Below are 13,122 nucleotides of genomic sequence, written 5' to 3'. Positions count from 1 at the left end.
ATACGGTCATGCTAGGTAAAGCACGAATCTTACAGTTATCTGAGACATATTACTATAGACATTAAACTTAATCAAGTCTTTCTATACTGATTTTAGAATATCTACATTCTGTACCATCGTATTCAATATTGAACCTCATGTTTTCCGTGTCATCTCCTGTTGCAAATGAAACGGAGTATTCTACATAAGCAGTAGATTGAGAGGTTAATGGAACATCTTCGCTTAGGAAGTCCACACCAGTATCTCCATCTTCAATTAAGAGCTGACCTGCAGAACTACCAGTAGTTTTACTTACATACCAAAATGTTATTCTGTACTGTGCCCCAGCGACCACACGAATAGTTTGATCAAGAAATTGTGAAGAACTACTTATTTTGGCAGCCCCATTTCCTTCTGGAGGTGTTGGTGAACTACTAGCAGAATAGGTACTTGTACCTCTACCACCACCCCAGGGTGTTCTTGGGTCACATAAAAAGTCAGGACATTGAAAAGCTGCAACCAACTCGTCGACAACTACAACGTCTAAGGTAATTGAAGATGTTTCACCATTAGCATCAGATGCAACCAAGGTAACGGGAAAAGTACCTTCTCCTGCAAAAGTATGTGTAGGGTCTCTGTCGGTTGAGGTAGCTCCTCCTCCAAAATCCCATGTGTACGTATTTGCTTCTGTAGAAAGATCGGTGAAATTGATTACTCTAAAATCATCTTGATCTGCTGTATAATCAAAGTTTGCTTCTGGAAATACGGTGTCTGCTTTAGAACCTGTATCGGGCAAATCATCTCTAAAAAGGTCGGTACCAACACAGCTAACAGAAAAAATAGCTGTCATGAAGACCAAGGTTATTTTACGGAAAAATTTCGCTTTATTTTTCATAGTTTGAATTTTTGAATTTTAGTATCCTGGATTTTGTGTTAGAAGACCTCCACTAAGATTAATTTCACTAGCGGGAATTGGCAATAAAAGTTTTCTTGCGTCAAATACATAATCCATTTCGGTTGCGTGTGCACTTAAAACAGATTCTGCCACACCAAATCTAAGTAAGTCGAACCAGCGTTGGTTTTCAAAAGCCAACTCTACTCTTCTTTCCAACAAAAGGTCATCTTGCGTAATTGAGCTTACCGCGGTGGTTAAACCTGCTCTATCCCTTACCATCTGAAAAGATGTCAGCGCTGCGGGATCGCTCGTAGATGCTGCCCCAGCCATTATAGCTTCTACATGCATTAACAATACATCGGCATAACGTAATGCGATGTAATCGTTACCGGCATCACGGCCTGCGCCATAACTTGGTGGCGTTGTAGTTATATCAGATCCTTCTGGTAAAAATTTGATAACCTCATTCGAAAGCCCAAATGTGGCATATGATAGATCTGTTCTATCACCACCGGCTGACGCAAAATCAGCGATAAGGTTGTCGTTTACAATATTTTGACCATCTTCAGCACCAATACGGGTAGCTGAAGTAAATTCAGCTGAAAAACCTTGGCTTTCTAACTGATTACCTGAAATATATTGAATAGCAAATATAACTTCACTATTTGCAGAAGCATCAACTTCACCAGAATCGAAACCTGTATAAAATACATCATAAAAGTCAGGCTCTAGCGAGAAATTACCACTGTTAACTATGTCTTCACATAGCTGTCGTGCACCAGCATAGTTAGGGCTATCCTGAGTTAGGTATACCTTAGCCAAAATACCTTGTGCAGCCGCTTTAGAAGCTCTTATAACATTTGAATTATCCAAAACATTGATTGCCTCTTGCAAATCTGAAATGATCTGAGTATAAATCTCTGCTTCAGCTGTTCTAATAAAAGGTGTTTCCTTGTCATCTGGAGCTACAACTTCAGTTATCAAAGGAACATCACTATACAACCGAACTAATTTGAAATACGCGTAAGCTCTTAAAAATTTAGCTTCAGCAGTATACCTTGCCTGATTACCGGCTTCTGCAATTTCAATAAAGTTTAAGATGTTGTTCGCTCTAAAAATGACCTCATACATAGAGGCATAGTAATCTTCAGACTCTACATTGTTCGCATTAACAAGGTACCTATGAAAATCCGCTTTTGAACCTTCAGTGGTAGCGTTTCTTGTATTATCAGTTCTATGTTCTGTCAAAAGGTGCTCAAATTGTACGCCTCTATTCGTTCTTGCTTCATTAGAGTCGGTAGCATCATTTACACCTTGGAGCGCATCGTAAATTCCCATAATTCCTGAGAATACATCGGCATCCGTTTGAAAGAATGAATCTACGGTAACAACAGAATCCGGAACTGGATTTAAAAACTCTTCGGTATCACAGGAGAGAAAAAGAAACCCTGTAGCAAAAATTAGATATTTTATATGTTTCATAATATATTCTTTACTAAAATTAAAAGTCAATGTTCATACCAACTGTAAATGTTTTGAATATCGGCGTACCTGCTCTTTGTGATCCAAACGCCCTTACATTACCGTTGTCATCATGCTCTGGATTAAAACCGTGATAATCATCAGCAGTAATGTATAATAAATTCTGCCCAGTAGCATAAAGTCTTAAACCATCCAATCCTATTCGGGATATGAGATCCTTTGAGAAGTTATATCCCAAGTTTACATTTCTCAAAGAAAAGTAGTCTGCACTGGCAATAACATCGCTAGTTACCACCTTTCTTTGAATGAAAGACACATCGGGCACAAGACCATCGGCTACAGCTTCCTGAGCACCTGTACCTCTTGTGGTATTCCCAAACCAATTGAAGAAGTATTCATCACCAATATTATTTACCTGCGCACCAAGACTCCCTTGTACCATAAAGGAAAAGTCAAAGTCACCAAATTTAAAATCATTGGTAAAACTATATACCAAATCTGGATAAGGATCTCCTAAAATGGTTTTATCCTCATCAGTAATTAAACCGTCGCCGTTTAAGTCTTTTACAATTGTTGCTCTAGACTCCCCGTTTATTCTATTCCACGGGCTGTTAACATAAGTTGTTCTAAAAGAAGTTTCATCAAAACGCTCCTCGTCAACAACAAAGCCCCAGTAAGAAGAAATAGGTTCACCTATTCGGTTTATCCATTGTGAGTTTCTACCATAGGTATCTGAAATTAAGGCGTTATTGGAATCACCAAAACTCAATAGTTCATTTTGATTAGTTGAGGCGATCAATGTAGAATTCCATCTGAAATTTTCGGTAACAATGTTTCTTGTTCTTAATTCAAATTCCAATCCTCTGTTTTGAACTTCACCTAAGTTTACAATACCTTGGTTAAACCCAGTAAGATATGAAACGGGGTTGTTCAAAAGCAACTCATCACTATTCCTTTGATAATAATCAATTGAACCTGATATTCTATTGCCTGCAAACCCATAGTCTAAACCTATGGTCAATTCTTTGGAAGCTTCCCACTGCAAATCAGGATTTGCAATATTAAGTGGGGAAGCGCCTTGCGTGGTACCGTAGTTCGTATTTTGATTCAACGCTAGATAAGGCCATGCATTTGTAAGAGCGTTTCCAACATTGAAATTCTCAGAACCTGTAAGTCCATAACTAGCTCTAAACTTCAGATTGCTAACAAAATCGCTATTTGCCAGGAAATTTTCTTTGGCGACATTCCAACCTACGGATACAGCAGGGAAATTACCCCATTTGGAGTCAACACCAAATACTGAACTACCGTCTCGTCTAAAGGATGCATTGAATAAATACTTATCTGCAAAAGAATAATTAACTCTTGCAAAAAATCCCAACTTACTACGGTTTGTATTAAATTCTGTTACAATAGTATTTTCAGGATTAGCTCCATTTATGTTCTTAAGTCGATCATCGGTAAAACCGCTGCTAGTTACGGTGCTAAACTCAGCTCTTCTTTTCTGAATGGTTACACCTCCTAATAGATTAAGATCATGATCGCCAAAATTCTTAGTATAATTTAGGGTGTTATCATTAATCAATCTTGTTCTATATCTATTATTCAACCCATAAGCAGATCTACTTGCACCAGCTGCGTGATAATTGGTGCCATCCCATCTTGTTTGTTTTCTCTGATCGATAGTTACACCCAAAGATGTTTTTGCTGTCAGACCATCTATAATTTCATAACTCAAGTATGTTGAGCCGAATAGTTTAGTGTTAACATCGTAATGTTCTCTCTCAACATATTGTTGGTACGGATTAGAATCACCAGATGTACGGGGTCTGGAATCACTACCATCTCCATCTAAATCCAATTCAACTAAATGATTTTCCAAAAAGTAATCCCCGACACCAACATTTGGGTAATTATCACGATTAATAAACTGCAATGATTCTTCCGTATGATAGATAGGCAACCAAGGTGATTGACGCGTTGGATTGTGAATCGATGTTGGTAAACGTCTTTGCTTGGTATAAGAAGGAGTAATACTAACACCAAACTTAGCCTTTTTACCAATTTTCGAATTGATCTTTATATTACCAGTATACAATTTGTAATCGTCAGTTATCACAACACCTTCATCGTGGAGGTATCTCAAGGAAGTACTAAACTTGGTATCCTCCGTTCCCCCTCTTGCAGATAGCGAATGACTAATAACATTACCTCCATCAAAGAAAACATCTTGCCAATCTCTATTTACTCCGGTTGTTTCTACCAAAAGCTTAATATATTGTGATTCTTCGGAAAGCGTGCCAGCAACCGATTGTTCAAGTTTAAACCACTCGTCAATATCCTTTCTGTAATCATCACTACCATGTGCCTGCTTATATCCAGTGTAGGTTTGGTAACTGAATTTTGTTTTTCCGGCCTTACCACTTTTAGTAGTAATTAAAATGACCCCGTTTGCACCTTCACTACCATAAATTGCAGCCGAAGCAGCATCTTTTAAAACTTCAAAAGACTCTACGTCGTTCATGTCAAGATTTCCAAGAAATTCTGAACTTACAACAATACCGTCAACAACCAATGCCGGACCTGAATCCGCAGCAATTGACCCAACACCCCTAATGGTAATTGTTGGTGCTCCACCGGCTTCAGCATTTGTAGCCTGAATGTTTACACCGGAAACCTGACCGATAAGAGCATCGTCTACCCTTGATACAGCAATCTGATCCAAAGTTTCATTTACTACCTTGGAAATCGACCCGGTAACAGTTGACTTTTTCTGGGTGCCATAACCTACCACAACAACCTCATCTAGTTGGGCTGCGTCTTCTATCATAACCACATTTAGGTTAGTCTGACCACTTATCGCGATTAGTTGACTTTCGAACCCTAGAGAAGTGAATTGAAGCACGTCTCCATCAGAAACCGAAATCTCAAAATTACCATCAAAATCGGAAGATGTTCCGGTCGTGGTGTTTACTATAACAACATTGACCCCAGGAACAGGTACACCTGCCTCATCAGCAGTTGTGCCCGACAAGGTATAGTTGTCTTGAGCAAACATTGCCATGCTGATACACAACATCGCAATAAGCATTAAATTCTTTTTTAAATTCATTTGTGTTAAAATTAAGTTATTACTGTCCTTCGGCTATCAAGCCGATATTTCTATTATGAAATAGTATAGTTGCTAATCTCTTGACTAATACAACACAAAAAGGTCAAGGAAATAAATTGTGCTTGTTAAGAGCTCGTAACTAGTGATTCTTAATTGTTCTTGAAATTACTTCCCTTCAGAGTGAAGTAATCTAGTCTTGAGTGATGGGCATTCACCCGTCTTTTTTGTTTTTGTGAAGTGTTATTTGTTCATTGAGTTAGTTATAGTTAGTAGCTAGGTTTTTGAGTAATTAAAATTGGTTTTCCATACTGGTTAACCAATTTGGTTGACCAAATATATGTTATTAGAATGTTAAATAAAAATTAAATTCAAATTTTATGATTTGAATTTTTAGGAACCTATTAATAAGGGTACTATCAGATTAGGGAATTCTTAAAAAGTGTATTTTGGGCCTAAGAAAAAATAAGTCCGCCATTTATATCCACATTCGCACCCGTCATAAAAGAGGTTTCCGAGGAGGCTAGACAAGCAACTGTATTGGCAATTTCATCTGCAGTACCTTGTCGGCGTAGAGGCGTCATGCCTTCCACTTTTTTACGAACCTCATCTTTTGTAAAATCATCATGGAATTTTGTAGCGATCATACCGGGGCAAAGTGAGTTTACCCGTATATTTCTAGGGCCTACTTCTTTGGCCAATCCACGAGTGAAAGTTATTACGGCTCCTTTTGAGGTAGCATAGGCCAGAGAACCACCACCGCCACCATCTCTACCGGCTTGCGATGCAATGTTAACTATCGAACCTCCAGAGCCCATATAAGGCAAAGCTGCTTGCGACACTAAAAATGTAGAGTTCAGATTTAAGAACATTACTTTATTAAAGAAAGCCTCATCCATTTCATCAATGGTTTTTCGCGCGACTAAACCTCCAGCATTATTGACGACGATATCAATAGTATCTCCGAAAGCCGCTCTAGTTTCTTTTATCAGATGATCGACATCAGCTTTTTGAGTCATATCACCTTTGACGATAATACCGGTTCCTTTAACCGCTTCAATTTCCCTCATCGTTATTTGGGCATTCTCGGCATTATTGAAATAATTGGCGACCACTTTTACGCCTTCCCTGGCCAAACGTATACTAATTGCTCTTCCTATATCTCTTGTTCCGCCGGTTACAATGGCCACTTTTCCTTTTAAATCCATAGTTGTTTTTGTCTTAATTACATATTATATACACCTCCATTAATATCTAGGGTCGCCCCAGTAATAAAACCGTCATACTCAGATGCTAAATATACCACTGCCCTTGCCACATCCGATGCATTGCCCGCACGTTCAATAGGAATACCTGCAATTGTTTTTGATGCGGATTCTTTTGTTGTATGTGTATTGTGAAAAGAAGTTCCAAGAATAAGACCGGGCGCTACCGCATTCACGCGCGTACCTTGCGGGCCTAATTCTGAAGCCAATGCCCTAGTAAATGTTAATATTGCTCCTTTACTAGTAGCATAAGCCAAAGATCCTGCGTGACCACCTTTTCGACCGGCAAGCGAGGCCAAATTGACAATACTGCTATTCTCATTCTTTGCCAAATAAGGTGCTGCGGCTCGTGTTACGAAAAGCATGGAGGTCATATTGATATCCATTACTCGATGCCAGAACTCTGCTTCCAGTTCTTCCAATCTTTTTCGGGCAACAAGAGAACCTGCGTTGTTAATTAGGATATCTAGACTTCCTAATGCCTCAACTGTTTTTTCAACCAAAGCATTTGCATCAGCTTCTTTTGTTAAATCGCCACTTACGGCTAGCGCTTTTTGACCTTTGCTATCTGCATAATCAGTCAATTGGTTGGCGGTATCGGCACTTGAAAAATAATGTATCGCTACATTGGCACCGTTGTCAATAAAGTGTTTAGTTATCGACTCCCCAATACCTTGGGCTCCTGCAGTAACGAGAATGTTTTTTCCGCTTAGTTTGTTATTCATATTGATTTAATAAGTATTTTTTATTTCTTGTCACCAAAATAAGAGACTCCGTCACCACTTAAAAAGTCCTCCCTTACCGGACTAAAGGTGTCGATGAGGATTCCTTCCTCTAAACAAACAGCGCTATGTAATAAGTTTGGTTCGATGTAAACACCATCGCCCCCTTCTACAATTTGTTTTACCCCATCAATTTCAAACTCAAATTTTCCTGAAACACAATAGGTAGCTTGTGTGTGAAAATGTTGATGTGGAGAACCCAATGCTCCTTTTTCAAATTTTACTTTTACCATCATAATCTGGTTGTCATACCCTAAGAACTTTCTTGATACTCCTCCACCAAGTTCTTCCCAATCCATGTCTTTTGTGATGACATATTTTTTACTAAATCGTTTCATAATCTTAATTTTTATTTGAAATAATAAGGTCCTGACCACGAATAATCATTCCCATTAATGTTTAATTTATGTTTACTAGAATTGCTTGCATCTTTATTTGAAAGTATGAACAAGTGTTTCTCACCTCTTAAATCTTCTATGGCCAGCGCTGTATACTTAGTGCCATCATGTACCATGTTTACCGATGCAATGTTACTTTTTGAATTCACGGCGAACTCTGAAACAGGACTATAACTACCATGCGATTCTAGTACCGACACAAAAGTGGTATGCTGAGTATCTTTTCTACGGAGTATTAATCCAGCATCGCGCCTTAGGTTAAACTCTGGGTCATTCGCCCCTATACGAACAAATCGCATTTCATCAGCAGTAGTTGTTATGGTGGTAAGTGTATAAAAGCGTCGCTCATTCATCCAGCTAAACTTCGAGTTATCTTCACTCGCCTTACCCAAGCCTTCCATCCATAAATGTTGGTACCCATGTTTTTTTCCTAAAGGATATAGCTCTTTGGGAGTTTTATACTCAAAATTGGTTTGAATCACTTGTCCCATAAAGTAAAAAGGCAGATCATATTGATTGGTACTGTCGGAGTTAACTTTCAAAATATCCAACAGAAAAGGCTTTTCAAAACCATATCCTTTTATCAAGGCTATAGTGCGATGCATTTCGGTACCCGGATACGCATTACTTTCTTTTGCACTTACTACCTGTACTTCACTTTGAGATTCATCAAAAAAGTATAATTCTGAATGGTGCTTGCTGCCGATTTCATACTTCCCTTTAAAATGAGAAGTCTCATTCTGAACCAAGGTATTATGTGCGATGGTCTGTTTCGCCCAGCTCTTGTTTTCCTTTAGGTAATTACCGCCACCTTTTTGTTCAATATTCACAAACCTTGACAGTCCATAATCTTGTAAGACCTCATCTCCCTTTTCAAAAAAGGAATAAGATAATTTGTCGTAGTGGCCGTGACTTAAGCCCTGTGCGGCATATTTAAATACCAAAGTCAAATCTTCGTTCCCGTAGCGCAAAATCCCAACGCCACCTTGTTCTCCTTTGGGACCGTCAGACAAATTGATTGACTTTTTTTCAAATGGTGTTGCCTCGCCATCTCTAAGACCAATTGCAACGGCCAGACCGGAATCATCCAATAATACCTTGCCTTGTTCTTTAGCTATACTTAATAACTGTGGATTGTTTCCCCCGTGGTGATAAGCAATATCTACCGCACTTACTAGGGAAGAAGTATAAATAGACATTCCTTTTTGTCCATCGTTAAGTGGAAAGAATTCGCCATCGGCATCTGAAAGGTTTAAAAGTGCGTTAACCGCTTTAAGTAAAACCCCATCTTTATATTCTAAAATTTTCAACTCTGGTTTCACGTTTTCCAATCCTTCGGCAAAAATCAGGAAAGGATACATCGCATAGCGTTGGTAATACGGTCCTTCCGTATAATAGCCATCTGGAGAGAAGGGCTCATCAAGATTGGCCAAAAAACCCGCTTTACCATCCTCTGAATAAATAAAGCCGCCATCATTATCTTTTTCTCCGGTATTTACTGGAGCATTTTTGAGTCCGTACAAAGCCCTATCTACTAATTCATCGTCGCCCATAACCAAACCAATCATACCCACAGCGGCATTTCCCCAAGTACTATGGTTGTGCACACGGTTGTAGAACTGCGGATTTTTCACAGATATCCAATCTGCAAAAGGTCGAAATAAATTTTCCTCTAAGTTCTTGCGTTCTTTTTTGGTCAGAAAATCATAAACACAATCATAAGCCTGACTGACATATACCAACCAATTGGAATCATTCAGACATTGCCAAAACAATTTGCCTCTAGCATAAGAACGTGTCTTAGGGTGCGCTGGTAAGGTAGGATACAACTCCGCATACTGCAACAACATATCGCGAACGTAAATCGCATATTCTTCATCTTCCAAAATCTGGAAAAGCACGCCCGCTTTTTGAAGAACTATCCAATTCTTTTTATGTCGCGCATGGGTGTATCCACCAGAATAATCCTTTGGGACTGGAGTATCAATACCTAGCGCTATTTCAGCATCCACCTCCTTTTTCAGTTGTTCCAAAGATGCATCGAATAATGGCACCTTGCCCAATTCAGCCCTGATTTTTTCAACACCAGCTTTGGTAAGAATTAATTTCGGGTGCTCTTGAGCTTGGATTGACGAAGTGGATATACTTAAGGTCAAAATCAAAAGGCACATCAAATAAGTATTGGTCTTCTTTTTGTTCATTTGTTTTATGGAGTTCAAATTGGTTAACCAATCTGGCTGACCAAATATACAACTATTTGTAAACTACCTGATTTAGTCATTTTTAAGGAAATAACCTTCATTGGAAACGGCAGCATCACTTATAGATATATCGGCAGTTTTAAACCATACTTCCGCATAATTTCCGTCTGCATATTGTTTTTGAATGTCCCCACCATGCGTTTCTGCACCCGAACACCAATTTTGATTTTCTTCTGGGGATTTTCCATTTGTTTGATTGTAACAACCCAATTTAAAAAATAAACCCTCACCTGAATATGCAGTTGAACGCTCTACCCCATCTTGCCCAATTGGGACAAATAATTTTCTTGTTTGCTCAGGCATATCATCAGTTGTAGTGTATTCTGATTCAACTAAGTTCTTTGTAAACGTTTTGGTTTCATGACCTTTACTAGAAAAATATAAGTTCATCATACCATCCTTAACCTCAATTTGATAACTAAATTCTTCTCCCAAAGCAATACCGTCTTCAGGTTCTTCAGGGTAGGTGTTTGCTTCCGCCCCAACAACCGAAAAGTCATGCCCCCAAACTGCTGAGGAAAAATCCCATCTCCCGGAATTATCACCCCCCTCTGTATTTATCTCATAATGCCAAAATACAGAGCCTTTTTCATGCCCCGGAAATTTTTTGTAAAATATTTTTAACGGCTCGTTCTCATGTCCATTCGCACTGTGTATTTGTCCGACCACTACCGAATAGGTTGAAGCTACACGAGCATCACCAGTAGCAGATACGTTCATTACCTTGAGTGTTGCGGACAATTTATCATTGGCAGTTTTCGGATACCATTTTTTTACCTGTGCCAATTCGGTTCTTGTGTTGTTAGAGGTGCCATGAGTGTCTCCCCCATTTGGTGTTTTAAATACGACCCAGTCACTATTGTCATCATTTGTGGTGTAGAAGAAATCCTTATGCTCGTAGTCAACCGCCTGACCAGCATTAGAACCGTCGCCTAAGATTAAATTCCAATGTTGGAAAAAAGGTATAACATCATTCGCTTTGGTAACCCCAGCCGTATTATCTGAATCCCTTTCAAGGTTTTCTTTTTTGTTTTTATCGCCGCAGCTAGAGCATAGCAGCATTATACTTGTCACTATCGTACTGATGTAAATACTGGAATTGGATATTTTGATTCTCATACTATAAAGTCTAGATTTTTTGCGGGATAAAAAGAATGTTCGATTAATTCTATTAAATTGGTTTACCAGATTGGTTTACCAAAAATACACATAATTGTAAGACTCACAAATTTTTAACATTAAAACGATTGGTAATACCAAGAATAATCAGAAAGATCTACCTTTTCGTATTTCCTCAATCTCCGAAATGGTTATAGAATCTTTATGAGTATTGAGACTTGTTCGCACATAATTAAGTAGGTCTTTTAATTCCTGATTTGTGAGGCCAGCCGCAAAGCCCGGCATAACGTCATTGTATTTTTTACCTTTTACCTCTATTTCTCCTGACAATCCAAAAAGTGTTGTCGCTATAAGTTTCTGCTTGTTGGCTACCGTAGCAGTTCCTAAAAGGGGAGGGGTAAATTCCGGTATTCCTATTCCGGTATTCACATGACATGGTGCACAGTTATTACTGAAAGTATATGCCCCAGGCACATCTGAAAGCCCGGCACGACCATACTGAATCAACATTCGCTCTGGCTCACTATCTTCAACAAATGTCATTAAGTGGTCATACTTATCATTCTCATCCTCTTGAATTACCGCTATTTTGAGCACGCGGTCGTTCCCGTCTTTGGGGATATCACCATATAACCAATTATATCGGCTTACATTCCAGTCCGTGTTACTGGTAATCAAATACACTTCACCCGTTGACGAAATACACAAATCCCGTATCCTCCCAAACTGTTTCTGCAGATAGACCCTTTCCTCGACTATCTTCTCGCCAGAATCATCAAGTTCAAATAACCAAAGTGCCTGTCCTTTCAGGGTAGCTAGCATGAGATTGTTTTTCCACTCGGGAATTGCAGCATTTGCATAAAAGTCCAAACCAGCCGGAGCTATTGTGGGTGTCCAATCATAAATCGGCTCGGTAACTTTGACAGAATCACAGAAGGCCATTTCGTTTTCTTTATCACAATACCCTTCAACAAAGGGCCAGCCATAGTTTCCACCAGGTTCTATTATATTTATTTCATCATCGTTATTCGGCCCGTGTTCTGATGAGTAGATTTTCCCGTTTGCAGCTACAAGTCCCTGAGAATTTCGATGGCCCATTGAGTAGAAATAGCTTCCCGCAATGGGATTATCTTTTGGAACGCTGCCATCAAGATTCATTCGTAGTACTTTCCCCGGAAGGCTCTGTATTGTCTGGGCATTCTCGGAATTGCCCACATCGCCAATTGTAAAAAGAAGCTTGTCGTCTTCGCTTATGGCAAGCCTAGAGCCGTTATGTGCCCTAAACCCAGGTATTTTAGGTAAGATCAGCTCGGGTTCTTTTAAAGTGTCCTCCTTCTGGAAATAGGTGTAGCGTTCGACCTTAGATCTTACAAAATTGGGACTACCCCTCCTATCGAATTGATCAGTTATAGATGAATCAATGTAGGTATAATGCATGTATACATAAGGCTCATTCTTAAAATCTGGACCCAAAACCAAACCCAATAAGCCGGGGGTATTTCCCTCGGAATATACGTTGGGAACATTTAGCACTTTTTTGACCTGTCCCGTGTTGGGGTTCATTCGTAGAACATTTCCTTTTTTTTCGGTGAACCATAAATGGTCATCACCTCCCCAGGTAATTTCCCAAGGTTCGTCCAAATTCCGAACCACTTCACTCACGAGTAAGCGTGTTTTTTCTAATTGGATTATGAATTTTGGCTTTTCAAACTCTGGTCGTTCTTCTGACTTCGAACTTTCACAACTCATAAACACACTGCCAAGAGCCATTGCGGTAATGCATAACAGAATGGTGACTTTGTGAATTGCTTTATTCATAAATCATTAATAAT

The 13,122-nt window shown here is 39.1% G+C and carries 9 protein-coding genes; all 9 read right to left on the bottom strand.

Annotation, left to right across the window (positions count from 1 at the left end; genetic code table 11):
* Positions 1 to 67: 67 nt before the first annotated feature.
* Positions 68 to 874, bottom strand: a complete 807-nt coding sequence (locus FEE95_RS09550) for a PKD domain-containing protein (protein ID WP_138657718.1) — start codon at positions 872 to 874, stop codon at positions 68 to 70.
* Between the two features lie 18 nt (positions 875 to 892).
* Positions 893 to 2,356 carry a RagB/SusD family nutrient uptake outer membrane protein gene (locus FEE95_RS09545; RefSeq protein ID WP_138657717.1) on the bottom strand — a complete coding sequence of 488 codons (1,464 nt, stop codon included), beginning with the start codon at positions 2,354 to 2,356 and terminating at the stop codon, positions 893 to 895.
* Between the two features lie 19 nt (positions 2,357 to 2,375).
* The gene (locus tag FEE95_RS09540) at positions 2,376 to 5,468 is read right to left on the bottom strand and encodes a SusC/RagA family TonB-linked outer membrane protein (RefSeq protein ID WP_138657716.1); all 3,093 of its coding nucleotides are present in this window, start codon (positions 5,466 to 5,468) and stop codon (positions 2,376 to 2,378) included.
* Between the two features lie 452 nt (positions 5,469 to 5,920).
* Positions 5,921 to 6,673 carry an SDR family NAD(P)-dependent oxidoreductase gene (locus FEE95_RS09535; protein ID WP_138657715.1) on the bottom strand — a complete coding sequence of 251 codons (753 nt, stop codon included), beginning with the start codon at positions 6,671 to 6,673 and terminating at the stop codon, positions 5,921 to 5,923.
* A 17-nt stretch (positions 6,674 to 6,690) separates the two neighbouring features.
* Positions 6,691 to 7,455 carry an SDR family NAD(P)-dependent oxidoreductase gene (locus tag FEE95_RS09530; RefSeq protein WP_138657714.1) on the bottom strand — a complete coding sequence of 255 codons (765 nt, stop codon included), beginning with the start codon at positions 7,453 to 7,455 and terminating at the stop codon, positions 6,691 to 6,693.
* Between the two features lie 20 nt (positions 7,456 to 7,475).
* Positions 7,476 to 7,850: a cupin domain-containing protein gene (locus tag FEE95_RS09525; RefSeq protein ID WP_138657713.1), complete on the bottom strand. Its 375-nt coding sequence runs from the start codon at positions 7,848 to 7,850 to the stop codon at positions 7,476 to 7,478.
* 11 nt (positions 7,851 to 7,861) lie between these two features.
* Positions 7,862 to 10,111 (bottom strand): alginate lyase family protein, encoded by a 2,250-nt coding sequence (locus FEE95_RS09520; protein WP_138657712.1) that lies wholly within the window; start codon positions 10,109 to 10,111, stop codon positions 7,862 to 7,864.
* Between the two features lie 72 nt (positions 10,112 to 10,183).
* Complete coding sequence (locus tag FEE95_RS09515; RefSeq protein ID WP_138657711.1) at positions 10,184 to 11,290, bottom strand: polysaccharide lyase family 7 protein; 1,107 nt, start codon at positions 11,288 to 11,290, stop codon at positions 10,184 to 10,186.
* Positions 11,291 to 11,437: 147 nt separating this feature from the next.
* Positions 11,438 to 13,108, bottom strand: a complete 1,671-nt coding sequence (locus FEE95_RS09510; RefSeq protein ID WP_138657710.1) for a PQQ-dependent sugar dehydrogenase — start codon at positions 13,106 to 13,108, stop codon at positions 11,438 to 11,440.
* Positions 13,109 to 13,122 lie beyond the last annotated feature (14 nt).

The sequence above is a fragment of the Maribacter algarum (ex Zhang et al. 2020) genome (assembly GCF_005885635.1).
GTDB classification, from domain to species: domain Bacteria; phylum Bacteroidota; class Bacteroidia; order Flavobacteriales; family Flavobacteriaceae; genus Maribacter_C; species Maribacter_C algarum.
The sequence above is the reverse complement of the archived record's forward strand: the minus strand, read 5'-3'. Positions and strand labels throughout refer to the sequence as shown.

What these genes read in the sequence shown, in the direction of transcription:
- FEE95_RS09540 (WP_138657716.1), bottom strand. Translation starts at nt 5,468, where the DNA reads ATGAATTTAAAAAAGAATTTAATGCTTATTGCGATGTTGTGTATCAGC.
- FEE95_RS09530 (WP_138657714.1), bottom strand. Translation starts at nt 7,455, where the DNA reads ATGAATAACAAACTAAGCGGAAAAAACATTCTCGTTACTGCAGGAGCC.
- FEE95_RS09520 (WP_138657712.1), bottom strand. Translation starts at nt 10,111, where the DNA reads ATGAACAAAAAGAAGACCAATACTTATTTGATGTGCCTTTTGATTTTG.
- FEE95_RS09525 (WP_138657713.1), bottom strand. Translation starts at nt 7,850, where the DNA reads ATGAAACGATTTAGTAAAAAATATGTCATCACAAAAGACATGGATTGG.
- FEE95_RS09515 (WP_138657711.1), bottom strand. Translation starts at nt 11,290, where the DNA reads ATGAGAATCAAAATATCCAATTCCAGTATTTACATCAGTACGATAGTG.
- FEE95_RS09535 (WP_138657715.1), bottom strand. Translation starts at nt 6,673, where the DNA reads ATGGATTTAAAAGGAAAAGTGGCCATTGTAACCGGCGGAACAAGAGAT.
- FEE95_RS09545 (WP_138657717.1), bottom strand. Translation starts at nt 2,356, where the DNA reads ATGAAACATATAAAATATCTAATTTTTGCTACAGGGTTTCTTTTTCTC.
- FEE95_RS09550 (WP_138657718.1), bottom strand. Translation starts at nt 874, where the DNA reads ATGAAAAATAAAGCGAAATTTTTCCGTAAAATAACCTTGGTCTTCATG.
- FEE95_RS09510 (WP_138657710.1), bottom strand. Translation starts at nt 13,108, where the DNA reads ATGAATAAAGCAATTCACAAAGTCACCATTCTGTTATGCATTACCGCA.